Below are 25,909 nucleotides of genomic sequence, written 5' to 3'. Positions count from 1 at the left end.
TGAACTCTGAATTAAAATAGAAAGTTATTTCTTACTTATTCCAGCGCTTTCAAAACTAGCCATTTCATTTAAAAAAGCTTCAGCCGATTTTAAAATAGGAAAAGCAACGGCACAGCCGGTTCCTTCGCCTAAACGCAAATCTAAATTTAAAATAGGTTTTGCATCAAGATATTCCAGCAGTTTTAAATGTGCTTTTTCGGCAGAGCAATGACAGAAAACGGCATTTTGCATTATGTTAGGATTTATTTTAAAAGCAATTATAAAAGCGACAGAACAAATAAAACCATCAACAAGAATCAGCATTTTGTTTTCAAAAGCGGTCAGCATGCCGCTTGCCATCTGCATAATTTCAAAACCTCCAAAATAGGCGATTTGCTGTTTTAATTCGGCTTGACCGGAATAATTTTCTAAGGCTTTTTTTAGAATATTTTGTTTTTCGAGAAGTTTTTGATCATTAATTCCTGTTCCTTTTCCAACGCATTCTTCGATTGAAAAACCGGTTAAAAGACTCATTAAAACGGATGCAGCAGAAGTATTTCCAATTCCCATTTCGCCAAAGCCAATGCAATTCGAACCTGTTTTAGCAATATTTTCTACAATTGATTTTCCTTTTTCAAAGCACAGTTGAAGCTCCGTTTCGCTCATGGCGGCAGCGTGTAAAAAGGATTGAGTTCCCTTGGCTATTTTGGCATTAATCAATTTTGAATTTGTTGGGAAATCATAATTTACGCCTGAATCTACAATAGATAATTCGATATTATTCTGTTTGCAAAAAACATTGATTCCTGCTCCGCCATTCAGAAAATTATTTACCATTTGGCGCGTTACATCCTGCGGATAATCGCTCACGCCGTGATTTGCGATTCCGTGATCTGCTGCAAAAACGACAATAGCTGGATTTATAATTTTTGGATTTAAAGTCTCAAAAACGGATGCCATTTGAAAAGCCAGAGTTTCTAAAGTTCCAAGCGAGCCAAGAGGTTTTGTTTTTGAATCTATTTTTTCTTGTAAAAGTGTATTGAAATCTGTTTTAGGATTTGCTTTGGTTATTGTTTTTAAGTGAAAATCGGAAATGTTGATTGGCTGAATTTCATTGATTTCTTTGCAATCTGCGGTTTCAGATTTTTGTTTCCAATGCAGTTGCTGTAACATGGGCTGATTGCCGTAATTTGTGGCAGGTTTTCCAATACAGAAATAGCCAAGCGGTTCTATATTTTCGGGTAAATCAAGGATTTTTTTAAACAGGAAATAGTTTAAAATCGAAACCCAGCCCATTCCGTAACCTTGTTCTGTGAGTGAAAGCCAAATATTTTGCGCCGCACAAACCGAACTAAATTTCACGGCTTCATTACTGCCAATAGTTCCAATCGTAAATTGATTTAAAACCGACCGATCGTAAGCAATTATAAGTCCAATTGGAGCTTCTTCAATAGCTTCGAGTTTTAGAGATTTATAAAGTTCTTTCTGCTCCGGATTGTCAGTAAGCTCTTCGGCTTTTTTGTTGTAATCCAAAAACAGGTTTTTAATCGCACTTTTAACAGTATCCGATTTAATGATATAATATCGCGTCGCATCAGTAAGTCCAACAGATGGTGCCCAATGTCCGGCCTGTAAAGCTTTTTGAATGACTTCATCAGGAATCTTATCGGTTGTAAAATGTCGGGTATCGCGGCGTGATTTTAATATATCTTCTAAACTGCTCATAAATTTTCAATTTCAAAAATCAATATTAAATTTCAATATCAATTTACTCTTTATGTAAAGATACTCCACGATATTGGAATTTGGAATTTAAAAGTTTAGAATTTGTTTTATTGATTTTTGCAATTGGTATTGAACTTTGCCATTGCTAACCTTTAATTTTGACCGGAATTCCGGAAATCATCAAAACCACTTCATCTGCTTTTGAAGCCAGAAACTGATTCATCCAGCCTTGGAGTTCTGTAAATTTTCTGCCAATTTCTGTTGCGGCGTGAACGCCCATTCCAATTTCGTTGGTCACAATAATCAGGGTTGCATTTTCCTGATTTGCTATTGAAAGAAATTCTTTTTTTGCTTCTTCCAGACTTAAATTTACATCGTTTTTATTATCAACAAAAAAATTGGTCAGCCAAAGCGTTACACAGTCAATTAAAGCAGTTTTTCCTGAAAAATCAATTTCACTTATATGCTTTTCTTTCTCAACATTCGTCCAGCGTTCGTCTCTTTCTTGTTGATGGCGATCAATTCGGTTCTGGAAATCTGAATCCCATTTTCGGGCTGTGGCCACATATATCGGGTTGTTTGAAAGTTGTAAAGCTAAATTTTGGGCATAACTGCTTTTTCCTGATCGCTCGCCGCCAGTTATTAAATATATCATTTTTTGTGTGTTTGTGTTTGTGTTTGTGTAAAATGTAAAATGTAAAATGTAAAATGAATGTTTTAGAGCAACAAAAAACTTTTTACTTCTCACTAATAATTAATAAGGACAATGTCTGCAATTGTTTCCGCAGCAAGTACCACGTTTTAGGTGAAACCAGGTTTTAAAAACCATGTTGCCGTTTTCGACATAATAGTCGATTCCTTCTATTAATTTTTCTGTTTTGGGTAAAGATATAGCTTTATTTTTAACGGCATTTTTAGGAGTTATAGTTTCAACATAGGCATCGATTTTGTCTTCACAAGCTTCTTTAAAACAAGAAGGACAAAGGCAGTCAGCTTGATCAGAAAGATTGAAAATAGGCGGGTAGTCGTTGCACCAGCATTTGTTTTCAACCGAAATGTCCCCACAGCTGAATTCAGATTCACAGCTTGAGCAAATTTTTATTTTTGTGGTATTCATTGTGTAAAGATACAAGTTGTTGAATTTTGTAAGAATAAAGATAAACAAAAAAAATAGAAAATGCTTTACCTTTGTTCCTTTCGAAAACGTAAAATATGAGACATTTATTCCCTAAATTGATTTTTATTTCTTCTTTTTTTATTCTCTTCGGATGTAAGAAGAACGAAACGAACGAAGTAACTAAAACGGAAGTTGTAAAAAATAACATCGAATATGCATCTGGACTTTCTATTGAAAAATATGAAGATTATTCAGTCGTAACGGTTTCAAATCCCTGGCCTAATGCGAATAAGGATTTCAAATATATTTTAAAAGAAAAAGAAGCAAAAGTTCCGGATAGTCTCCAATCATACACTACAATTCAGGTTCCGTTAGAATCTGTTGTTGTGACATCAACAACTAATATTCCGTTTTTGGAAATGCTTGAAGTAGAGAATAAATTGGTTGGTTTTCCGCATACCGATTATATTTCGTCTGAAAAAACCAGAGCCTTAATTGATAAAGGTTCTGTGAAAAACGTTGGACAAAATGAAAAATTAAATATTGAGCAATTAATAGAATTGTCGCCAGATTTAATTGTAACTTTTGGAGTTGACAACAATAATCCAATGCTGGATAATTTGAAAAAAAGCGGTTTAAATGTTTTAATTCAGGGTGATTGGATGGAGCAGTCTCCACTTGGAAAAGCAGAATGGATAAAACTGTACGGAGCGCTATTTGGAAAAGAAGAAAAGGCAAAAGAATTGTTTGATAAAATTGTTCAAAGCTATGATCAGGCTAAAAAACTGGCTGCTGAAAAAACAGTAAATTCAACTGTTTTATACGGATCTATGTATGAAGATGTTTGGTATGTTGCAAAAGGAAACAGCTGGGTCGCCGAGTTTATGAAAGATGCGCATGCTAATTATTTATGGGCAGATTTAAAAGGAACTGGAAGCGAAGGTTTATCTTTTGAAAAAGTTTTAGATAAAGCGAAAACGGCAAATGTCTGGATTGCTTCGGGTTCATTTAAAAGTCTGGATGAATTATATAAAGCTAATCCGCATTATGGAGAATTTGATGCTTTTAAAAATAAAAACGTTTATAGTTTTGAAGGAAAACTAGGTGCTGCGGGTGGAACGGTTTATTATGAATTAGCGCCAAGCCGTCCGGATTTAGTTTTAAAAGATTATATCAAAATTTTTCATCCTGATTTATTGCCAAGCTACGAATTTACTTTTGCATCAAAACTGAATTAAATTGGCTGACAAAAAACGAAATACCATTTTATTTGTCATTTTGACTTTCGGGCTTTTGCTGATGTTTTTTGCGAGCATTAGCTTAGGATCCGTTACGATTCCGTTAAAAGATGTGTTTACAAGTTTAACGGGAGGGCATGCGACAAAATCGACTTGGGAATATATTATTATAAATTATCGTTTACCAAAAGCAATTACTGCAGTTTTGGTTGGAACCGGACTTTCGATCAGCGGACTTTTAATGCAGACTTTGTTTCGAAATCCGCTTGCCGGGCCTTACGTTTTAGGATTAAGTTCCGGAGCGAGTTTAGGCGTTGCTTTTGTGATTTTAGCTGCCGGATTTTTGCCTTCGTTTTTAAGTGTTATTGCTTTATCGTCATATGGAATTGTAATTGCTTCCACATTTGGGAGTACATTAGTTTTATTACTGGTTTTAGTAGTTTCACAACGATTACGGGACACAATGGCCATTTTAATTGTCGGTTTAATGTTCGGAAGTTTTACAACAGCAATCGTAAGTGTTTTAACGTATTTCAGCACAGCAGAACAATTGCAGAAATTTACTTTTTGGTCTATGGGAAGTCTTGGGAATCTTTCCTGGTCAACTATTGGGATTTTGACAATATGCGTTGTAATTGGTCTTCTTTTGAGCGCTAAAAGTATTAAGCCTTTAAATGCTTTGCTTTTGGGAGAAAACTATGCCAAAAGTATGGGGTTAAATTTTAACCAGGCGAGATTGATTATCATATTTGCCACGAGTATTTTATCTGGAGCAATTACGGCTTTTGCCGGACCCATTGCTTTTATTGGTTTAGCGGTGCCTCATATTGCAAAACTTACTTTTCAAACGAGTAATCATACTATATTGTTTTGGAGCACTTTGTTTTTAGGATCGATTATAATGTTATTTTGTGATATTGTAAGCCAAATGCCGGGATTTGATGTTACGCTTCCAATAAATGCCATAACGTCTATAATTGGCGCGCCGGTTGTAATTTGGCTTTTGGTACGAAAAAGAAATTTTCAATAGATATTATTAGCCCACGGATTTTACTGATTAAACGGATGTTCACAGATTGTTTTTAAATTATTTTAATCCTTTATCCCGATAGCTATTGGGAGTGGCAAAAGAAAACCTTAGTAACTTAGAACCTCAGCAACTCAGAACCTTAAAAAAATGAGAGATATATTAAAAACTTCAAATTTAAATATTGGATATAAATCCAAAAATGGGGTTGTGACTATTGCTGAGAATTTAAATTTAAATTTAAGTTCAGGAAAACTCATTTCTTTGATTGGAGCAAACGGAATTGGAAAATCGACTTTATTGCGAACTATTACCGGAATTCAACATCCATTATCTGGGAATGTATACTTGAATGATGTTGCTATTTCTAGTTATGAACCTTTAGATTTAGCGCAGAATTTAAGTTTGGTTTTAACCGAAAAACTTCCGCCAAGTAATCTTTCGGTTTTTGAATTGGTGGCGCTTGGCCGTCAGCCATATACCAATTGGGTTGGAACTCTAACTCAAACGGATATCGAAAAAGTTCAGGAAGCGATGCAATTGACACAAATAGAACATCTTTCTCATAAAAAACATTATGAAATAAGTGACGGACAATTGCAAAAGGTTTTAATTGCAAGAGCTTTGGCACAAGATACACCGTTGATTATTCTGGATGAACCAACAACGCATCTTGATTTATTACATAAAGTTTCATTGTTTAAATTGCTGAAAAAATTAACTAATGAAACTCAAAAATGTATTTTATTTTCTACGCATGATATTGATTTAGCAATTCAGTTAAGCGACGAAATGATCGTAATGACACCAGAAAATGTTGTACAAGACGAACCTTGTAATTTAATTTCAAATGGCAGTTTTGCAGCTTTGTTTAAAGATGAACATATTGTTTTTGATGCCGAAAAAGGGAAGTTTATTGTGACTTAGTTGTTGTTATCAAACCGTACTCTGTAAACATGAAGTAAGTTCTCTAATTCATCAAATCCTATGGTTAAGTCATCAATGTCTATCATTTCATCATTGAATGAGAGATAATTTGTAGAGTTCCTTCCGCTTGTTTTTGTGAATACTCTATCATTGCGTATTCTTCCCCAAGAAACAAGTTTGTCATTTTTCAATTGTATTCCCTTATCATTGATTATGATTTGAGGACCATTGTCTCTAAGTTTCTTGATTTGATCATACGCTAGATACAATCCAACACCAAGAATAAATAAAGAAATATATTCCTTTTGCAGACTAAGATAGATTCCGGCAGAAATCATTCCAAAACTTAGAATTAATAGAAATACCAGCATCGTTTTTGAATAAAAAATAATGGTTTCTTTTGGTACGCTCAAATTGTCTCTGTAGAGATCTTTTTCAAGAAATTTTTTCTCTAATGCTTGCAGTTTCGATTTTTGTTCCGAACTTTTAAATTCAGTTTTTTCAAACCAGCTTCCGTTTCCCGAAATCAACTTCTGATCGATTGCTTTTCGTTTTAGCTCATGAACGTTCCGTACATTTTGGTATGCCCAGATTTTCCATTTATTAACAAAGCAGCTCCAAGCCAGCCAGCCGCATAAAAAACCAATGACAAAAGCTATGGGAATGCCCCATGCGGGTACTATTTCCATATAAAATAATACAAAACCTAAAATTATGATTCCAATAATAAGCAGCATTGGCAAATAGACAAGTGTAATTTTTCCTTTGCTTATTGCTTCATTTACTGTAATTGTTTTTTCCATTATAGGGATATTTGTATTATTTCTTTAATCCAATCTGTCTTTTAGCCTCACCAACAACAAATGCAACCGAATTGGCAATATTAAAAGAACGTATAAGCGGAGACATCGGAATCGTTAAATGATTTTCGAAACGAGCCATAAATTCTTTGCTTAAACCAACGCTTTCTTTTCCAAAAACCAACCAGTCGCCATCTTGAAATTCGATTTCAAAATAGGATTTTTCAGCATGAGAACTCATTAGGAAAACGCGAGAATGATCTGGAATTTGTTTTACCCATTCGTCAACATTTTGATATTCGGTTACATCAAGATGAACCCAATAATCCAAACCGGAACGTTTTAGGTTTTTATCATTAATTACAAATCCGAAAGGATGAATTAAATGCAGTCGGCTTTCAGTTCCCACGCACAATCTTCCAATGTTTCCAGTGTTATTTGGTATTTCCGGTTCAACAAGAACTACGTTTAGCATTTTTCTCAGTTATGAATTATAAGTTATAAGTTATGAGTTTCCAAAAATTATTTAATTATCAAATTGACTCATTATCTAATTTGAAATTGGTTACTTCTAAAACTTCTCCCGCTTTTAAGTTTTGCAAATATACATTTCCTATTCTAACACGGACTAAACGTAAAGTAGGAAAACCAACTGCAGCGGTCATTTTTCGAACCTGACGAAACTTTCCTTCGTTTACGGTAATCGATGCCCAGGAAGTTGGGCCGTGACGTTCGTCTCTGATTTTTTTTGCTCTGGGTCCAAAATCAGGAATTTCAGTAACAATAAAAGCGCTGCAGGGTTTTGTTTTGTATTTGCCGCCTTCAAAACCTATTTCAACGCCTTTTTGCAATTGTTCAATCGCTTCTGGCGTAATTATGCCGTCTACCTGAACGTAATATTCTTTATCGACTTTTTTACTTCTTATCTGTTCGCTTACTTTTCCGTCGGTTGTCAGTAAAAGCAAACCTTCAGAATCTTCATCTAATCTTCCAATTGCCATTGTGCCTTCGGGAAAATCATGCAGTTCGCCCAAAAGCTTTTTCTTTCTTTTTAATTCATAAATAAATTGGCTTAAATAACCGTAAGGTTTAAAAAGAATGAAGTGTCGATGCATTTTTATATTTTTTTTGCAAAGATAACTTTGTTTTATCGGCATTAGAAATAATCTTATCATAAACCAAAAGCAATGTTAAACCATTTTCTTTTAAAATTTAGAATTCGTAATATTAGGATATAAACTCAAATAATAAGGATATGGAAACTAATAATTTAGGCTCTAAAAAAATAAACGGAGTACAAAAAGATATAGACGAAACGAAAGGCAAAAATATTTCGCACGACAAAAAAGCAGATGATGCCAATTTAAAAAAAGAAGTAGTAACAGATACGGAAGGCAATAAAGAAGTTGTAGAAAGAGCCAGGGATGAAAATGAAGATATAAAAAAAGTCAAAGATGATGTAAATCCGAATAACCCAAATGCAAGCCGAGGTGTTTCATCTGAAGAAGAAGCCAAAAAAACGGTAGAAAATAAAGATCGAAATTCAGATGTAACACCAAATCGTTATCCAAATTCACATCCTGACAATCATGAAGATCGAGGCAATATGAAATTGGATGAGGATAATTAGATAAGAAAAAATGCGCTCATTTATGTGATTTTAATGTGAAATAACATTTGATTATGATAAAGTCTTAATCTTATTCTAAACTCGGTTTTTCTCATGGTCAGCAGACGATATCTTCGTAAATTTAGAAAACAAAATTTTTAAATATATAAAAAATGGCACTTTTAGAAAACAAGGTAGCTTTTGTATCTGGCGGTGGTTCAGGAATTGGACGCGCAGTGGCAGAAGCTTACGCTCGAGAAGGAGCAAAAGTTGTAATTTCGGATATTAATGTAGAGCATGGAGAGGAAACCGTAAAAGTTATAAAGGATAGTGGCGGAGAAGCTTTTTTTGTAAAAGGAGATTCGTCGAGTGCAATTGATAATAAAAGGATGGTTGAGGTAACGGTTTCTAAATACGGCCGACTAGATATTACCTGTAATAACGCAGGAATGGGCGGACCGGCAAAGCCAACCGGAGAATACGAACCGGAAGACTGGGATCGCGTGATTGCACTTAATTTAAGCGGTGTTTTTTATGCCTGCCGTTATCAATTAGAACAAATGGAAAAAAACGGCGGCGGCAGTATCGTTAATATAGCATCTATTCACGGTCAGGTTGCGGCGCCATTAAGTCCGGCTTACACAGCTTCAAAACATGGAGTTGTAGGTTTAACTAAAAATATTGCGGTAGAATATGCTCAGAAAAAAATTAGATGTAACGCTGTTGGTCCGGGTTATATAGAGACAGCACTGTTAAAAGATAATTTGAATAATGATGCCATGAATGCTGTTGCGGCAAAAGCCCCAATGAATCGTTTAGGAACTGCAGAAGAAATTGCCGAATTGGTAACTTTTTTAAGTTCTGAAAAATCTTCTTTCACAACCGGAAGTTATATTATTGCCGATGGTGGTTATACCGCGGTTTAACTTTTATACTCTAAAATATTTTACGAAAAAGCTGTCTCATTAAGGGCAGCTTTTTTTTGTTTAAAGTAAATAACTTTTTTAATAATAAAAATGTATTTTCTTACTAATTTTAAATATTAAAACTAAAAAAATCCGCAACAATAAAATCTTTGAAAACGCATTATATCGACGAATAATGAAAATTTAAAGCTAAAAATCTCATTTTTTCTGACATATGTTTATAAAATACCTTACAATAAGTTTATGTTTTTACAATATTCTCTTAACTTTAAACAAGATAAATTTGAATTCTAAAAACTCTATTATAAAAAACGTATGAAAAATAATTACTCTTTGCGTCATTTGATGACTTTTTTAGGTTTTTTTTATTGCTTCGCGTTAAGTGCGCAGACAATGCCTGAGAAACGCACAATACCATATACTCAAAATTTTGATGAATTAGAAGTTGGTATTACTACGACATATCCGAATGGATTTCAAGGATGGACAGTTACCGGACAGCCAGGATTGAATTTTAAGACAATTCCACCTGCAGCGAATGCAGCTTTGGCAGCTGTTGCATCTGGTTCAGCTGCATCTGGCGCGTCTGGTGCGGGTAATATTTATAATTATAATGGGAAGCTGGGATTTCTAAATACTGGAAGTGTTGATTATACTATTGGTTTTGCTTTTTCAACATCAGGCCAAACAAATGTAAGGGTTAAATATGATGCTATGACTATTCGTAATCCTTATGGGATGGCTGGGAACCCGGTTTCTAGCAGAATAAACGAAATGGTATTACAATATCGTATTGGAACAACAGGCGAATTTACCTCTTTATTGGGAACAGCTTATAGTAATAATACAATTTTACAGACCGGAAATACTACTTCACCGCAAAATCTTCAAACCGTAAAAGTAACTTTGCCTGCAGAATGTAATAATCAGGAAGAAGTTCAAATTAGGTGGATTTCTAGACAAGTCAGCGGTGCAGGTTCTCGTCCTTCTTTTGCAATTGATGATATTGATATTCAAAAAGATCTTTTTGCTCCAATCAATGTTTCGGGATACCCAAAAGCTAATAATATCTTGGGAGAAAATTTCGATTTTATTAATAAAATTGATGAAGTTGGTAAAACATATTATGTCTTGCTGCCTGGCGGAAGTGCAGAGCCTGCTATTGCACAAATAAAAGCGGGACAGGATTCAAATGGAGATACAGCATTACAATCAGGGGTTTTTGATGTAACAAATCCAGCTCTTGAATATCTAAAAAGTTTTTCAGGGTTAACTTTAAGTACTGCTTATTCTGTTTTCTCTATTTCTGAGGATCCTTATAATAATGTACAAGCAGCAGTAAGTAGAATAGATGTTACAACACTAAATGTTATTCCTCCAGCAATATCTCCATCAGTTGCGGTATTAAATTTAGGTGGTACAGAACCCAATTTTGATCCTTTAATTAAAAATTATCAAATAGGAGCTTCTAATCTTACTGCGAATGTAGAGGTTACTGCTTCAGGGGCTTTTGTGATTTCAAAAGATAATGCAGCATACTCATCATCTTTAACATTTGTTCCTTCTGATTTTGACTCTAATGCAGCCCCAACAGTTTATGTAAAATTCACTCCAACTTCAGTTGGAAACTTTACAGGTTCTATCACTCATCAAACTACAGGTGGTACGACTAAGACGGTTAACCTAACTGCTTTTGGAGTAAATCCATTTGTACAAAATTTTGATGACGTAAATGTTTTTACAAACAGCAAATGGTCACAATATAATGAAGCAGGTCCTGTAAACAAATGGTCTCATACTACTCAGTCACGAAATGTTAATTCTGGAACGGGAGCTGTTTTAATAAATGGATTCTCAGATAACGGAGCAAGTAAAGACTGGTTGATTTCTCCAAGATTACGTTTGGATAGCTTTAATCAGATTCCATTGTTATCTTTTTATTCTCGTCAATTTTATGATGGACCATCTTTAAAATTAATGGTTTCTACAGATTATGATGGAGTAAGTGCTCCAAATACAGCAACCTGGATGCCTTTAGACGGTAAATTCCCGGGTAATACAGGAACTTATGCAAAGTCACAGTATATAAATTTAACTGCTTATAAAACAGACCATACTTATTTAGCTTGGGTTTACGAAACAACTTCTGGTGGAAATGGTAACGCTGCAGAATGGTCTTTTGATGACTTTGCTATTACAAATGAAGCACAATATATTGATTCGAATCCAATTTTAGATTTTGCAGATGTAAGTCCAAATTCCGTTTCTGCTAGTCAGTCATTTATTTTTACAGCAGCGGGCTATGATGATATAACTATTGAAGCTCCGATATCGTACCAATTATCATTAGATAATATTTCATTTGGATCAAGTATTATCGTTTCTTCTACAGATGCAACAGCCGGGAAAACAGTTTATGCAAGATTTACACCAACAGCTAAAGAAGCAGCAATTTCTGGTGTGCTAACGATAACAGGAACATCACTTAACAAACAAATTGGTTTGTTCACTGGATCTTCAATACTAAAAGAAGATACTTTTGATGTAGTAACTTATAATTTAGAATTTTTTGGAACCGATGTAAAAGGTTCTGACGGAGTAGAATTTGGACCAACAAACGACGCTTTACAAATAGAAAATGTAGCTAAAGTAATGAACAAATTAAACGCAGATGTTTATGTAGTTCAGGAAGTTTCTGATGATCCTTCGATTGATATTTTAATTGGAAAAATTAATACCAATGGAAAAACATTTGACAAAGTAACTTCTACTTCATGGTCATATTCCTTCAATCCTCCTCAAGCAAATTTCCCGCCTCAAAAATTAGTAGTTCTTTATAATACACAAACAACAACTGTAAAAAATACAAAAGTATTATTTAAAGATTTATATGATCAAGTTCGTGCTAACACGGTAGTTTTACCAGGTTATCCGGGTTCTGAAACTCCGGAACTTAACGATGATAGTTTTTTCTCATCAGGACGTCTTCCTTATTTAGTTCAGATAGAAACCAATATTGGCGGCATTAAAAAAGAAATTAATCTGATTAATCTTCATGCACGTGCAAACAGCGGTACTGATATAGCGAAATATAATCAGCGTAAATATGATGTTGAATATTTAAAAGATGCTTTGGATGTGGAGTATCCCGATTCAAATTTAATACTTTTAGGAGATTTTAATGATGATGTAAAAAAATGGGTTGGAAATGCAAGTACTCCATCATCTTATCAAAAATTTGTAGAAGATACCTCTGGTTATAATGCGTTAACATTAGGTATCAGCCAGGCAGGAGCTTATAGTTTTTTAAGTTCTGGAGGGTTTTTGGACCATATCTTAATTTCAAATGAATTGAATGATGAATATATTGATAAATCAATTGCAGTTTATGATCCTCGTAACGATATTCCAAATTACACAACAACAACCTCAGATCACGGACCGGTAATTGCCCGTTTTGAATTGAAAGAAGATGTACTTTCGACACCAGATTTTGGGACCAAAAACGGATTCTACGTAAAAGCCTATCCAAATCCTACATCTGATGTTATCAATTTTGCAGTAAAAACCAACCAAAGCAAAAATCTTAAATTAAGACTTTACGATTTAAACGGACGTGTATTAGGAAATCCAATCGATATTCAAAGTAATGAAGATGTAAACACAACCGTAATGTCTTTGCGTAATTTAAATTCAGGACTTTACATTTACACTTTATCAGAAAATAATAAAGTAGTTTACAAAAGTAAAATTCTGAAAAAATAATCAAGTTTATATAAATTAAAAAAGGCAGTTCAAAATTCGAACTGCCTTTTTTATATTTATCTGCCAAGTAAAAAATTAGCTCTGCTGCTATCTGTTTTTGTAGAAACAGATAAGAAATAATCTAACTGCCATTGCTGCGTTTTTTGAGCCTGTTTGCTCGTTGTTTCATCCCAAGGCGGATAAACTCTGGCAGCTCTTATTCCTTCTTTCTTTTCTGTTGTGAAAATTCCTTTTTTAAGTAAAATATCTTTCGGAAAAATAAACTGCCCCAATAAATCCTCTTTTTGAACGCTTACAATAATAAAATCTATATTATCGGTGTAATCAAAAGGTTCGATGATACCGCTTATATTTCGCTTCCATAAAGTTACAAACTGACCTGTTTTTGTGGGCGTAATTTTAGCCGATCTAAATTTAATCTGGCTTTCGCCGATTTTAAAATCTAAAGCATCATATTCCTGACTTTCCTTTTCGGGTTGAGGTTCAGAACATTCAAAACCGCAGACGTCATAAACCAATTCTTTGGCAGTAAGTAAATTTTTGGGAAGAGATTTTGAGTTTTCCCAATTCTTTTTAAAAGTCATTTTAGTGAAGTGTTTTTTCGAAATTACGAAAAAATACCGTATTAAAAATTAACATTTAAGCCGAAATTAAAGCCCCATTGAAACTGGTTGAAAGACTGACTGTTCAGCGGATTTGCATAATAATTTACAGCCGGTTCTACAAAAACGTTTGTTTTTTTGTAAACACGATACTGAATTGTACTGCTCAAAGTAGAACCATACACATAATCGTTTGCATTTATATTTTCTCCAATAGAAGTCCCGTCCAAAGCCACATTATTCGAAATTAATTTACCAACAAATGCTCCGGTATTTAAATTAATACTCGTTTTGTTTCTGTTGAAAACCGAATACGAAACCTCTAAAGGCATTTCTAAATATCGCAGATTCTGGTCTAAATTACCAGTTTGAATATTGTTACTGTTTATAGCTTCTTTTGCATTATTTGAAACCAGCACATAATTGGCATCACTGGTAAATTGCGTTGGGCTTGAACTTTGGGCAAAATAATCAACCGGAGTAAAAAGAGCACTGCTTTTGGCATTATAATACGAAACATTCGCAACACTTTGCCCTAATTCATTAATCTTGAATCCAGAAGCAACCGCCCATTTTTTATTGATTTTATACTGCGTTTTTACACCATACGAGTTACTTTGCTTAGAATCGTTTACGTTACCTAACGTTTTATTGTTTTTATAATTTTCAGAATTTGCAACACCAGCAAAAAGCTGTAAAGCCCATTTGTCAGTTTTAGAAAGCAATTTATCTTCTTTTTTCTTTTTGTCCTCTTCCGGAGTCACAATTCCTTTTTCCAGATTTTGAAGTTCGGCCAGCTGTGCAGAATCTTTTTTGCTTAAAGCATTCACATTCGTAAAAGCTGAATTGCTTTTTGAGTTGTCTTTTTGAACACTCGCAATACTTTTATCGGTTCCTGTTTTCTGAATGTTTTGTTTTTCTTTATTTGAATTTAAAGCATTTTTACTGCCATTTAAAGCAGAATTTGAAGCTGTAAATGCAATATTGTTACTGTTTTTTGAAGTTGGAACATTTTCAAAAATTGAATTTGAAATTTGATTTTTCGACGCAGCATTAAATTTATTTTGTTTACCCGAAGTAAAAGTTTTCTCAGCAAGAACTTTGTCTGCATTTTTTCTTTCAATATCTGATAATTGACTTTTTGATGCCGAATTGAAACGATTAGCCTGATTTGGACTAAATGTTTTTTCGGCTACAGTCTGATTAAATTTTCCGTTTTTGTTACCAGAAAATTGATTTTTTGAAACCGAATTGAATGTATTCTCTTTAGCAGGAACATTCGTTTTTTCGGCTACAGCCTGATTAGATTTTCCGTTTTTATTACCAGAAAACTCATTTTTAGAATCCGTATTAAATCTCTTTTCTTTGAGAGGTGTTACTGATTTTTCAGCTGCAGCTGTATTGTTATTGAATGTATTTTTTGTTCCTTTTGATTTAGGAGCAAATGAATTGTTGTTTGTGTTGTTTTGAGAATCAGCCTGAACAGTTTCTGTTTCCTGAGTTTTATTTAATGAATTGTTTGATTGAGTTGCTGTTTCTTCTGATGATGAAATCGAATTGTTTGTTGTCGATTGATTATTGATATCGTTTTCTATAGAGCGATCTGTACTTTCGTTTGTTTTTTCGGCATTGTTTTCTTTCTGATCGAGAACAACGCTGTTGTTGTTCAAAGTGTTGTTTTGAATTGTGTTTGTCGGTTTATCACTAGAAGAAAAATGTAAAACAGACGGAAGCATTAAGCCTAATAATAAGCATGCAGCAGCCGACCACCAAAGAATAACTCTCTTTTTCTTTTTAGGTTTATCTAGTTTTTCTTCAATCTGACCCCACAATTCAGGAGGCGGAACACTCGAAAAGTCTTCCATTGATGAAAAAATATCTTCTATTTTGTGCTTCTTCATGCTGTCTTAAAATTTTTTATGCTCAATATTTTTTTTTGCAAAATGTGCTTCGCCCTATTTAAATTTGATTTTGATGTTCCTTCTGAAATTTTTAATAAATCGGCGATTTCTTTGTGCTTCATTTTTTCAAAAACATACAGGTTAAAAACCGTTCTATATTGATCAGGTAAATCCCGTATGTATTCTAATAATTTTTCCTGTTCTATTGGGAGTACTTCCAGTTCTTCTTCTTCAACAAAATCTGTATCCGGATCAAAAACATCCAAAAAGAAATTTTCTTTTTTCTTTTTATTTAAGGTCTCGATGAGTTTATTAATAAAGATTCGTTTGAGCCATCCTTCAAAACTTCCTTCAAATTTGTATTGGTTTATTTTCTGAAAAACAATCACAAAGGCTTCCTGAAAAACATCCTTTGCATCATCTTCGTTCTTCATATATTTTAAGCAGATACCATATAAAACAGGAGAGAACAACTGATAAATTTTCAGTTGTCCCTCTCTGTCATTTTTCATGCACAGCTTAATATATTTTTCTAAATCGTCTTTCAAGAAAATGGTTGCTTTTGGTTTTGCAAAAATAGTTTTTATAGGCTTACAAAACTATCTTTTGTAAATAGTTCGAACAGCGTCGGCATTATTACTTACAATTGTTAGGTTTTGATTATCAAGGTTTTCTATAACATATGTTTTCCCTTCAAAAGTAATTAAGTCATGCTCTGCCTGATCTGAAAAACCAGTGCCTTTTTCTATTTGATAATTGCTTACTCTAATTTCAATATTGTTCTTATACGTTATTACTTTTCCTTCGGGAGTAAAAACTACTTTCTTGGTAAAACCAATAGATTTTGGAGTTGCCGTATACGGATTAGTTCCGCCGCCAATTGATTTTTCCCATATCCAGGTATTTACAATCGAACCAGAACCTACGATTGTAGATTCTAAAGAATATGCCGAAGAAAAAAGACAGACTGCGATTAAAAATATAAAATGCTTTTTCATGTTGCGGATTATTTTAAGCTTGTAATTTTATCTTGAAGCGCTTTTTTAAATGCTTTTACTTCAGTACTTTGATCTGCAGTGTCATTAATATCAATATAAACTTTAGTTACGTTAGTTCCCTGACGTAATTCAAAGTAAATACCTGTTGTATCAGGAGTTCCGTATGTTTTTGTTTGTCCTTTTAAAGCCAGGATCTCGGCAGGAACACTTTTTAATAATAAAGTATAATCGCCTCTTTTTGCTTTTGCAATATATCTGTATTGGTTAAAATCGTATTTACCCGTTGCTACATTCTGAAAATTCAAAATACTGTAATCATTTACCTGAAAGAAAGAATTTGCAGTGCCAAAACTTCCAATTACAACATTGTCCGGACTTTCGTTAGTTTTATTAAAATAGATAGGTTTCGTAGTTTTTGGAATCAATATAAAATCTGAAGGATAAGTTGGAGCCTGCGTAATATTTTCTCCTGCAAGAGGTGCTTTTTCATTAAAATTAATAGTAATCTGGCAGCTGTTTTCTACAATTGTAGTTATTTTTATAGCATAACCGCTCGTAGGTTTTGCTCCTGCAAAAACGCCGACAAATAAATTTTTGCTAAAATCAATGGTAGGATCGCTGGCTACCGGACAAGTATTTTCATGTTTGGTAAAATAAGTTTCCAGTTTTTCCTGAGATTCTAACACATATGCAGTAGGGTTATTTTGCTGTGTTTTTACACTGTAATTACATAAAAAAGGAATACCTGTAAAAGATACATATTCGTCGCTGCCGCAGTTTACATTAAAGTCATCGTTATTAATCGAGCATCCATTCAATCCAAAAGCTATAAATAAGCTCAACATTAATTTTTTCATGGTAAAATTTTAATAGGTTATATCATGTAGATGAAACTCTTATGAAAAGGTTGCGTGAAAAATTATTTTTTTAAAGGATTTCCGTAAATCTTATTTCAATTGTTTGTTTAATTTAGAACCGACACTAATTCGTGAAATTTCAATTTTAAAAATCAAGAACTACGTATTATTGCGTACTTTTACTTAAAATAAACTTAGTTATGCTAGAATTTCTTCCGCTTTTATTGGCTTTTGTAGTTGCTTTGTTTCTTGGGATATACTTAGGAAAAATGTTGTTTTCGGCTCGTTTTCAATCTGAGAAAGTTTCTTTAGAAGAAAGACTAAACGCAAATTCAAATCAATTACTACAGCAGAAAGAGCAATTTGAAGCAGAAAGAAATAATTTTCAGAAACAACTTCAGATATCCAATTCTGAAAAAGAAAACATTCGAACCGAAAAAGACAGTCTGGCGATTCAGCTTTCTAAAAAAGAAGTCGATTTTGAAAACTTATGGGAACGCCATAAAGAACAAAAAAGCGAAATAAACGAACTGCAGGAAAAGTTTACCAAAGAATTTGAAAACCTTGCCAATAAAATTCTTGAAGAAAAATCGGCTAAATTCACAGAACAGAACAGCGAAAACATGAAAAATATTCTGTTACCACTTCAGGATAAAATTCACATATTTGAGCAAAAGGTCGATCAAACCCATAAAGAAAGCATCGATTATCATGCTGCGCTTCGCCAGCAGATTATTGGTTTAAGCGAAATGAATGCCCAAATGAGTAAAGAAACCCTTAATTTAACTAAAGCCTTAAAAGGCGACAGTAAAATACAGGGAAATTGGGGCGAATTAGTTTTAGAACGTGTTCTGGAAAAATCAGGTTTAGAAAAAGGCCGAGAATATGAAGTACAGCAAAGTTTTGTAAATGCCGAAGGAAACCGTGTTATGCCCGATGTAATTATCAATTTGCCCGATGGAAAGAAAATGATTGTGGATTCGAAAGTTTCGCTTGTCGCGTATGAAAGATGGGTAAACGAAGAATCGGATGTATTGAAAATCGACTTACTTAAAGAACACGTTTCATCTATAAAACGCCATGTAGAACAACTCGGAAATAAAAACTACCACGATTTGTACCGTATGGAAAGTCCGGATTTTGTTTTGCTTTTTATTCCAATTGAACCCGCTTTTGCTATTGCTTTAAACGAAGATTCTACCTTATATAATAAAGCTTTTGATCGAAATATTGTAATCGTGACACCAAGTACGCTTTTGGCAACGCTGCGAACAATTGACAGCATGTGGGCCAACCAGAAACAGCAGGAAAATGCGTTTGAAATTGCTAGACAAGCCGGTGCGTTATACGACAAGTTTGAAGGTTTTGTAACCGATTTAGTTCGAATTGGCAACAAAATTAAAGACACAAAAACAGAATATGAAAACGCAATGAACAAATTGGTTGAAGGAAAAGGAAACTTAATTTCGAGCGTAGAAAGATTAAAGAAAATGGGGGCGAAGGCCAAGAAATCACTTCCTGAAAATATTATCAACAGAGCTTTAAATACGGATGAAACCGAATTATTGAATTAAAAAACATTTAAACACATACAAACATTGATTTTTTTATGCCAAAGAATTAAAAAAAGAAACTAGTTTATAACCCATAACTTTGTTGGTTAATGCAAGTGAAACGCCTTTAACGACATTGAAAAACTATGTTTCTATGTGTTAAAATAATAACTATAGAAATTTCCAAAAACAAAAAACATGACTGCAGATTTTAAACCCGTTTCATCATCAAAAATTAGTATATCAGAATTAATGCTTCCGTCGCATACCAATTTCAGCGGTAAAATTCACGGAGGATATATTCTACAATTACTCGATCAGATTGCCTTTGCTTCGGCATCAAAATTTAGCGGTAATTATTGCGTAACCGCTTCTGTAGATACCGTAAACTTTCTTAAACCAATTGAAGTCGGCGAATTAGTAACCATGAAAGCCTCTGTAAATTATGTGGGAAGAAGTTCCATGATTGTAGGTATTCGTGTTGAAGCCGAGAATATCCAAACCGGTGCCGTTAAACATTGTAATTCATCTTATTTTACAATGGTTGCCAAAGATAAAGAGGGAAAAAGCGTTCAGGTTCCGGGACTAATTTTATCTAACTTAGATGAAGTTCGACGTTTTAGAAAAGCCATAAAACATATTGAAGTTCGAAAAGAAGTAGAAGAACACGAAAAAGTGGCCAACGTAAGCTCTATCGAAGATTTAGCAAGTTTAGATAAATACAATGTACTTTTAGAAATCAGCTAAATTTCCCTATCTTTATTTAAAACACATTAAATTAAGAAAACATGGTAAAGTTTGGATATACGATTTTGTACGTTGAAGACGTAGAAAAATCAATAGAGTTTTATGAAAATGCATTTGGATTCCAAAGGAAATTTATAAGCCCCGATAATGATTACGGAGAATTAAATACCGGAGAAACTGCCATTTCGTTTGCATCTAAAAAATTAGCATCTCAAAATTTAAGCGAAGGCTTTTTAGAAAGCAGTTTAGAAGATAAACCATTTGCAATTGAATTAGGTTTCATAACAGAAGATGTTGGTGAAGCGGTTCAAAAAGCAACTTCATTTGGAGCTGTTTTAGTAACAGAACCAAAGAAAAAACCATGGGGACAAGTTGTGGCGTATGTAAGAGATACAGATGGCTTTTTACTGGAGATTTGTACGCCCATGCAGGGATAACGTTATTAAGAAAAGTGTAGTCCCTACGGGAAATTGAGAGGTGTTCAATAATTTTTTTTACCGATATGTTATCTCTAGGAAATATTTCGTTAGGAATTGCATATCGGTAAAAAAAATTGGGGAAACCTAAAATTTGTCCCCTAGGGATATTACATTTTCCATTTTCCAACCAAGAATTCATAAATCAAAACATTCACAAATATTTAGCACTAGTTCAAGAACCTTGCACGTAGAAAATTCGTAACTTTAAGTGTAATCAATAAGGTTACGGGATTTTTTCACGGAGTACTGCCGTTCTATTTTTTTTGAAGTCCAGTTTTTTCTTTTCTTACGAATAAAATAGAATGACATAATTGTTTAATTGCTGACGATTATGAAAAGAACTACATTACTTATTTTACTTTTTACCGCGTTTTCGTTACTTGCTCAGGATAAATTTAAAACCAGTACGGCAATCGTAAATTTTGAAGCTTCAGTTCCTTTTTTTGAAGAGGTAAAAGCGGTAAATAAGCTCGGAACAATTGTTCTCGAACCTCAATCCAGTACTATAATTTGTACGGTTGTTATCAAAGATTTTCGTTTTAAAATGGACTTAATGCAAGAACATTTTAATGAAAATTATATTGAAAGTCATCGTTATCCAAAATCTGTTTTTAAAGGCAAAATCGAAAAATTCGACTTAAAAAATGTTGATGGAATAGAAAAAGAATACGATATAAAAGGAAAACTTTACCTTCATGGAAAATCGAAAATAATCGAAATGAAAGCTTTGATAAAAAGAGTACCGGAAGGCATACAAATTTCTTGTAATTATCCTATTTCAGTTTCAGATTTTAATATTGCAATACCAAGTATTGTATCCAGTAAAATTTCCAAAACAGCCAACACGAATTTACTTGGAGTTTTACAGAATGAAGAAGAAAAAAAATATTTGACTTTGAAGTAATTTTAATGAATACAGCTTATTAATGCTTTTTCTAAATCGGTAAATTGAAATTCAAATCCGGTTTTTTGTATTTTTTCTGATGATACCCTTTGCCCTTTTAAAACAGCTTCGCTCATTTCTCCCAATACTATTCTTAAAACAAAAGGAGGAACTTTAGGAAGCCAAATCGCATATCCGTATAATGAAGCTAATAATCTGGAAAACCTCTCATTTGTTGTATTATCAGTAACAGCGGCATTATACGGGCCATGCATTTGATTGTCTGTAACTGATTTACAATAAATTTGGGATAAATCTTCAATATGAATCCAGGGCAGATATTGTTTTCCCGATCCCAGAGCAGCTCCAAAACCAGCTTTAAAACTCGGATTTACTTTTTTTAGAAAACCTTCATCTTTTCCTAAAACAATTCCGGTTCTGATTTTTACTGTTCGAATGCCCAAAGCTTCAATTTTATAGACAGCATTCTCCCAAATTTGGCAGGTAGTTCCTAAGAAATCATCGGCCGGAGGTGTTTCTTCTGTACAGATTTTATGATTTGTAAAGGCACCATAAAAACCAACCGCCGAAGCCGAAATAAAAGCATCTGGTTTTTTATTGTTTTTTTCCAAAACCGAAAAAATCAAATCGATTGGTTTAACACGACTTTCTAAAATGGCTTTTTTTCTTTTTTTTGTCCAGCGTTTTTCTACAATTCCTTCGCCCGCAAGATGAATAATATAATCTGCATTTAAAACCGCATTTTCGTCAATGTAGTTTTTGTTCAAATCCCATTTGTAATATTGGATTTTGGGAGTGTCTTCTTTATTGCTTCTACTCAAAACAGATACAGAATATCCAGCTTCAATAAGAACATCTGTTAAATGTTTTCCAATGAATCCGCTTCCTCCGGTTAATAGAACATTTTGAGCCATAATAGTTTATAATATATTTAACAGTCAATCTTGTTTAAGGATTAGTAAAGGTACTTAAACAATGTTTACCTTTATGGCAAATTCTAAATTTTAATAAAATGACGACTAATAAAAAGGTAATTACCAAAGATGATATCGTTTCAAAATATATGGATGAGGTTTTAGAAAAAGGCCAAAAACCAAAATCGGTTTATCATTTTGCCAAAGAAAATGATTTTACCGAAGCTGAGTTTTATTCTTTTTTTGGAACATTAGAAAGTTTAGAAAAAGAAATATTTAGACTATTTTTTGAAAACACAGTTAATTTGCTTCATAAAAACGAAGAATATCAGCAATATGATATGAAAAATAAAATGCTGAGTTTCTACTTTACTTTCTTCGAGATTTTAACTGCAAATAGAAGTTATGTTCTGCAAACGCTGAAAATCGATCGAAATCCGCTTAAAAATTTAGTACAGCTGACAACGCTTCGGGAAAGTTTTAAAAATTATGTTTCAGAAATTCTGACGGATGATTATAGATTAGAACAAGAAAAATTTCAAAAATTCCAGGAAAAAGCCATTCAGGAATCGGCTTGGCTGCAATTAATGCTGACAATTAAATTTTGGATGGAAGATGAATCGGCAGCATTTGAGAAAACAGATATTTTCATCGAAAAATCAGTTAATGCATCCTTTGAATTAATGAATGTGGCACCAATAAATCATTTAATAGATTTTGGAAAATTTCTATTTAAAGAAAAAATACAAAGCAGATAATGAAAACGATCGATTATATTCCAACTTCAAAAATAGAAAGAGCCGGAAAACTGGTTCAAACCGGAGCAAAAATTGGAGTTAACTACATTAAGCATTATGCCGAAAAAGTAGTAAATCCAGATTTGACCCGTGATAAACTAAACGAAAACAACGCCGAAGATATTTACGACGGACTAAAAAGCTTAAAAGGAAGTGCACTTAAAGTAGCGCAGATGTTAAGCATGGACAAGAATTTTCTGCCTCAGGCTTATGTTGAGAAATTTTCGTTGTCGCAATTTTCTGTTCCACCGCTTTCAGCGCCTTTGGTTTTAAAAACGTTTAAAAACAATTTTGGTAAAACTCCTTATGAAATATTTGATGAATTTAATCCGAATTCAGTAAATGCGGCAAGTATTGGTCAAGTACATCTGGCTAAGAAAAACGACAAAAAACTGGCTGTTAAAATTCAATATCCGGGAGTTGCCAATAGTATTTCTTCAGATTTGGCTTTGGTAAAACCAATCGCAATTAGAATGTTTAATTTACAGGGAAAAGATTCTGATAAATATTTTAAGGAAGTTGAAGATAAACTTATTGAAGAAACGAACTATTTATTAGAGTTAAAGCAAAGCCAGGAAGTGGTTGAAGCGTGCAATAAAATTGAAAATATCAGCTTTCCAAATTACTATCCGGAGTTTTCATCAGAGAAAATCATTACAATGGATTGGATGACGGGAATCCATCTTTCTGAATTTACAGCCATAAATACTGATCAGGAAGCAGGCGATAGAATAGGACAGGCGCTTTGGGATTTTTATATGTACCAAATTCATGTTTTACGAAAGGTACACGCCGATCCGCATCCGGGGAATTTTTTAGTTGATGAGCAAAACCAGTTAATTGCTTTGGATTTTGGCTGTATGAAACAAATTCCAGAGGATTTTTACACGCCGTATTTTGAATTAATCAATAAAAATGTGATTACAGATCAAAAACTTTTTAACGAGAAATTATTCGAATTAGAAATTCTTCGTCCAGATGATACGCCGGCAGAAGTAGAATATTTCACTGAAATGTTTCATGATTTGTTATCCCTTTTTACCAGACCTTTTCAAAACGAAACTTTCGATTTTGCCGATGAAACTTTTTTCAATGCTATCGCCGAATTAGGAAAACGCTTTTCTGAAGATACAAACTTGAAAAAAATGAATGGAAATCGCGGTTCTAAACACTTTATTTACATGAATCGTACTTTCTTCGGGCTTTATAATTTAATGTTCGATTTGAAAGCGAAAATTGTCGTTGATAATTATTTGAAATACTAGAGTTTGGTTTCAAGTTTCAGGTTTTAAGTTGTCTCAACTTTATGTATAGACCTTTGTCAAAGTTTTAATCTTTGACAAAGGTTTTTTTTGTCTAGTTTGTCATCCTGAGGAACGAAGGATCACACTAGAAGCTCCGCAAAGAATAGTGTCAATATATGTCGATTTACGAGTGTGATCCTTCGTTCCTCAGGATGACAAAAAAAGCATAAATTTGCCATCTCGATAGCTATCGGGAGCGTGAAACAAAATTAAGCGTTCAGCAAAACCTGAAACCTGAAGCCTGAAGCAAAAAAACTTTATTTCAAAATCCCTGCTTTATAAGTTGCAATCGCACGATCTCTTGCAAAAGCGTGATCAACCATAGGTTCATTATAACCAAAATCAAATTCAGGAATCCATTTACGGATATATTCTCCTTTTTCGTCGAATTTTTTTTGTTGTATTTCGGGATTAAAAACCCTGAAATAAGGCGCGGCATCACAGCCTGTTCCTGCTGCCCATTGCCAATTTCCTACGTTCGAAGCCAGTTCAAAATCTAATAATTTTTCGGCAAAATAAGCTTCGCCCCATTGCCAGTTGATCAATAAATGTTTGCATAAAAAACTCGCCACCACCATTCGAACACGATTGTGCATATAACCAGTTTCATTAAGCTGACGCATTCCGGCATCGACCATTGGGTATCCGGTAGTTCCAGAACACCAGCGTTTGAAATCTTCTTCATTATTTCGCCATTGTATTCCGTCGTAAGCCGATTTAAAATTGTGATTGACAGAATTAGGAAAACTGAATAGAATTTGAATAAAAAATTCTCTCCAAATCAATTCGCTTAAAAAAGTCTGATTTTTTCTGTTGGCCCAGTTTACAAGCTTGCGAATACTTACGGTTCCGAAACGTAAATGAGGTGAAAGATAAGAAGTGCTGTCAAGAGCGGGAAAATCTCTTGTTTCTTTATAATTGGCGATTTGGGTTAAGTTGTGAGACTGTACTTTTATTGAACTTCTTTCAAAACCGATTTCTGCTAAATCAGGAAATTTAAATTCACTCTTTGCGAAATTGGATTGAAATGGAGTTAAATCATATTCTGGACCCGATCCAGAAAGATGATATTTCTCGAGCCATTTGTTTTTATAAGGTGTATAAACCGTATACGGAAGTCCGTCTGCTTTTGTGATTTCTTTTTCTTCGAATATAACGTGATCTTTAAAAGAGAAAGATTCTATTTTGTTTTCTTTTAAAAGAGAACCAATTGCTGTGTCGCGTTGGATTGCGAAAGGTTCATAATCTTTATTGAAAAATACGTTTTGGATATCAAATTCTTCCAAAAGAGATTTCCAAACTTCTTTTGTTTTTCCTTTTTTGATTAAAATTGAAGATGCGAAAGTGTTTAATTCAGTGTTTATTTTTTGAAGTGAATTGTAAATAAAAGTAACTCGGGCATCATTTTTTGGAAGATTGTCCAGAATATCTTCATCAAAAATAAATAAAGGAATTACAGGAAAATCCGATTGTAAAGCGTGAAATAATCCGGTGTTGTCTTCCAAACGCAAATCGCGTCTAAACCAGAAAAAGGAAATTTTTTGTTTTGTCATTGTGTAATTTTCGCTTGACGAATATTTTGTATTGTGTAGTTTTTTAAATATATAGAAGCATCGGTTTTATCTTTCTTGTAAAAGAATATTGAAAGAAATTAGTTTTTCACACATAGTCTATGTTTGTTAATGCAAGTGAAATGTCTTTTTTGCACTGTATGAACTGTGTTTCTATGTGTTTAAATAA

General features: G+C 33.5%; 25 protein-coding genes. 12 read left to right on the top strand and 13 right to left on the bottom strand.

Annotation, left to right across the window (positions count from 1 at the left end; all coding sequences use genetic code 11):
- Window positions 1-24: 24 nt before the first annotated feature.
- The 3 genes from cobT to L1276_RS22675 all read right to left on the bottom strand — a co-directional run bounded on the left by cobT (window position 25) and on the right by L1276_RS22675 (window position 2,821).
- Window positions 25-1,704, bottom strand: coding sequence for a nicotinate-nucleotide--dimethylbenzimidazole phosphoribosyltransferase (gene cobT, locus L1276_RS22685; protein ID WP_253791820.1), 1,680 nt, complete (start codon window positions 1,702-1,704; stop codon window positions 25-27).
- A gap of 145 nt (window positions 1,705-1,849) precedes the next feature.
- Complete coding sequence (cobU, locus tag L1276_RS22680) at window positions 1,850-2,359, bottom strand: bifunctional adenosylcobinamide kinase/adenosylcobinamide-phosphate guanylyltransferase (RefSeq protein WP_253791818.1); 510 nt, start codon at window positions 2,357-2,359, stop codon at window positions 1,850-1,852.
- Between the two features lie 99 nt (window positions 2,360-2,458).
- Window positions 2,459-2,821: a DUF5522 domain-containing protein gene (locus tag L1276_RS22675; RefSeq protein ID WP_253791816.1), complete on the bottom strand. Its 363-nt coding sequence runs from the start codon at window positions 2,819-2,821 to the stop codon at window positions 2,459-2,461.
- A gap of 95 nt (window positions 2,822-2,916) precedes the next feature.
- Here L1276_RS22675 and L1276_RS22670 point away from each other — a divergent pair, with 95 nt between their 5' ends.
- From L1276_RS22670 to L1276_RS22660, 3 genes are all read left to right on the top strand, one after another.
- Window positions 2,917-4,059, top strand: a complete 1,143-nt coding sequence (locus L1276_RS22670; protein ID WP_253791814.1) for an ABC transporter substrate-binding protein — start codon at window positions 2,917-2,919, stop codon at window positions 4,057-4,059.
- A 1-nt stretch (window position 4,060) separates the two neighbouring features.
- The gene (locus L1276_RS22665; RefSeq protein WP_371924219.1) at window positions 4,061-5,089 is read left to right on the top strand and encodes a FecCD family ABC transporter permease; all 1,029 of its coding nucleotides are present in this window, start codon (window positions 4,061-4,063) and stop codon (window positions 5,087-5,089) included.
- A 147-nt stretch (window positions 5,090-5,236) separates the two neighbouring features.
- Window positions 5,237-6,013, top strand: a complete 777-nt coding sequence (locus L1276_RS22660; RefSeq protein WP_253791812.1) for an ABC transporter ATP-binding protein — start codon at window positions 5,237-5,239, stop codon at window positions 6,011-6,013.
- On the opposite strand, the gene L1276_RS22655 is transcribed toward L1276_RS22660, so the two are convergent.
- From L1276_RS22655 to L1276_RS22645, 3 genes are read right to left on the bottom strand one after another with little or no spacing between them, the layout of a single operon-like run.
- A complete protein-coding gene (locus tag L1276_RS22655) occupies window positions 6,010-6,816 on the bottom strand; it encodes a hypothetical protein (RefSeq protein ID WP_253791811.1) in 807 nt (268 codons plus the stop codon). The genes L1276_RS22660 and L1276_RS22655 overlap by 4 nt on opposite strands.
- 16 nt (window positions 6,817-6,832) lie before the next feature.
- Complete coding sequence (locus tag L1276_RS22650; RefSeq protein WP_071634957.1) at window positions 6,833-7,288, bottom strand: tRNA (cytidine(34)-2'-O)-methyltransferase; 456 nt, start codon at window positions 7,286-7,288, stop codon at window positions 6,833-6,835.
- Between the two features lie 58 nt (window positions 7,289-7,346).
- The gene (locus tag L1276_RS22645; RefSeq protein ID WP_253791810.1) at window positions 7,347-7,928 is read right to left on the bottom strand and encodes a pseudouridine synthase; all 582 of its coding nucleotides are present in this window, start codon (window positions 7,926-7,928) and stop codon (window positions 7,347-7,349) included.
- 140 nt (window positions 7,929-8,068) lie between these two features.
- On the opposite strand from L1276_RS22645, the gene L1276_RS22640 reads away from it, so the two are divergent.
- From L1276_RS22640 to L1276_RS22630, 3 genes are all read left to right on the top strand, one after another.
- Window positions 8,069-8,443, top strand: coding sequence for a hypothetical protein (locus tag L1276_RS22640; RefSeq protein ID WP_253791809.1), 375 nt, complete (start codon window positions 8,069-8,071; stop codon window positions 8,441-8,443).
- Between the two features lie 152 nt (window positions 8,444-8,595).
- The gene (locus L1276_RS22635) at window positions 8,596-9,348 is read left to right on the top strand and encodes an SDR family NAD(P)-dependent oxidoreductase (RefSeq protein ID WP_253791808.1); all 753 of its coding nucleotides are present in this window, start codon (window positions 8,596-8,598) and stop codon (window positions 9,346-9,348) included.
- 315 nt (window positions 9,349-9,663) lie between these two features.
- A complete protein-coding gene (locus L1276_RS22630; RefSeq protein ID WP_253791807.1) occupies window positions 9,664-13,113 on the top strand; it encodes a T9SS type A sorting domain-containing protein in 3,450 nt (1,149 codons plus the stop codon).
- Between the two features lie 56 nt (window positions 13,114-13,169).
- Here L1276_RS22630 and L1276_RS22625 read toward each other — a convergent pair whose 3' ends face one another.
- The 5 genes from L1276_RS22625 to L1276_RS22605 form a co-directional block, all read right to left on the bottom strand.
- Window positions 13,170-13,697 (bottom strand): MepB family protein, encoded by a 528-nt coding sequence (locus L1276_RS22625; RefSeq protein ID WP_253791806.1) that lies wholly within the window; start codon window positions 13,695-13,697, stop codon window positions 13,170-13,172.
- Window positions 13,698-13,738: 41 nt separating this feature from the next.
- Window positions 13,739-15,616, bottom strand: a complete 1,878-nt coding sequence (locus L1276_RS22620; protein WP_253791805.1) for a hypothetical protein — start codon at window positions 15,614-15,616, stop codon at window positions 13,739-13,741.
- On the bottom strand, window positions 15,613-16,128 hold the full coding sequence (locus L1276_RS22615) for an RNA polymerase sigma factor (RefSeq protein ID WP_256527432.1): 516 nt from the start codon (window positions 16,126-16,128) through the stop codon (window positions 15,613-15,615). The genes L1276_RS22620 and L1276_RS22615 overlap by 4 nt, the downstream gene beginning before the upstream one ends.
- Before the next feature lie 87 nt (window positions 16,129-16,215).
- Window positions 16,216-16,614: a hypothetical protein gene (locus tag L1276_RS22610; protein ID WP_253791802.1), complete on the bottom strand. Its 399-nt coding sequence runs from the start codon at window positions 16,612-16,614 to the stop codon at window positions 16,216-16,218.
- Between the two features lie 8 nt (window positions 16,615-16,622).
- Window positions 16,623-17,471 carry a protease complex subunit PrcB family protein gene (locus L1276_RS22605; RefSeq protein ID WP_253791800.1) on the bottom strand — a complete coding sequence of 283 codons (849 nt, stop codon included), beginning with the start codon at window positions 17,469-17,471 and terminating at the stop codon, window positions 16,623-16,625.
- 200 nt (window positions 17,472-17,671) lie between these two features.
- Here L1276_RS22605 and rmuC point away from each other — a divergent pair, with 200 nt between their 5' ends.
- From rmuC to L1276_RS22585, 4 genes are all read left to right on the top strand, one after another.
- Window positions 17,672-19,045, top strand: a complete 1,374-nt coding sequence (rmuC, locus tag L1276_RS22600) for a DNA recombination protein RmuC (RefSeq protein WP_253791798.1) — start codon at window positions 17,672-17,674, stop codon at window positions 19,043-19,045.
- A gap of 177 nt (window positions 19,046-19,222) precedes the next feature.
- Window positions 19,223-19,771, top strand: coding sequence for an acyl-CoA thioesterase (locus L1276_RS22595; protein WP_253791796.1), 549 nt, complete (start codon window positions 19,223-19,225; stop codon window positions 19,769-19,771).
- 41 nt (window positions 19,772-19,812) lie between these two features.
- On the top strand, window positions 19,813-20,208 hold the full coding sequence (locus L1276_RS22590; RefSeq protein ID WP_253791794.1) for a VOC family protein: 396 nt from the start codon (window positions 19,813-19,815) through the stop codon (window positions 20,206-20,208).
- 373 nt (window positions 20,209-20,581) lie between these two features.
- Complete coding sequence (locus tag L1276_RS22585) at window positions 20,582-21,154, top strand: YceI family protein (RefSeq protein WP_253791792.1); 573 nt, start codon at window positions 20,582-20,584, stop codon at window positions 21,152-21,154.
- Between the two features lie 2 nt (window positions 21,155-21,156).
- Here L1276_RS22585 and L1276_RS22580 read toward each other — a convergent pair whose 3' ends face one another.
- Window positions 21,157-22,068: a TIGR01777 family oxidoreductase gene (locus L1276_RS22580; protein WP_253791790.1), complete on the bottom strand. Its 912-nt coding sequence runs from the start codon at window positions 22,066-22,068 to the stop codon at window positions 21,157-21,159.
- Between the two features lie 98 nt (window positions 22,069-22,166).
- On the opposite strand from L1276_RS22580, the gene L1276_RS22575 reads away from it, so the two are divergent.
- Window positions 22,167-22,826: a TetR family transcriptional regulator C-terminal domain-containing protein gene (locus tag L1276_RS22575; protein ID WP_253791788.1), complete on the top strand. Its 660-nt coding sequence runs from the start codon at window positions 22,167-22,169 to the stop codon at window positions 22,824-22,826.
- Window positions 22,826-24,130, top strand: a complete 1,305-nt coding sequence (locus L1276_RS22570; RefSeq protein ID WP_253791786.1) for an AarF/ABC1/UbiB kinase family protein — start codon at window positions 22,826-22,828, stop codon at window positions 24,128-24,130. The genes L1276_RS22575 and L1276_RS22570 overlap by 1 nt, the downstream gene beginning before the upstream one ends.
- Before the next feature lie 296 nt (window positions 24,131-24,426).
- Here the strand turns inward: L1276_RS22570 and L1276_RS22565 are convergent, their stop codons facing one another.
- Window positions 24,427-25,722, bottom strand: coding sequence for a deoxyribodipyrimidine photo-lyase (locus L1276_RS22565; protein ID WP_253791784.1), 1,296 nt, complete (start codon window positions 25,720-25,722; stop codon window positions 24,427-24,429).
- Between the last annotated feature and the right edge of the window lie 187 nt (window positions 25,723-25,909).

This window comes from Flavobacterium sp. HSC-32F16 (assembly GCF_024171645.1).
GTDB lineage: Bacteria > Bacteroidota > Bacteroidia > Flavobacteriales > Flavobacteriaceae > Flavobacterium.
Note: the sequence above shows the minus strand (reverse complement) of the source record. Positions and strands in the feature narration are given on the sequence as shown.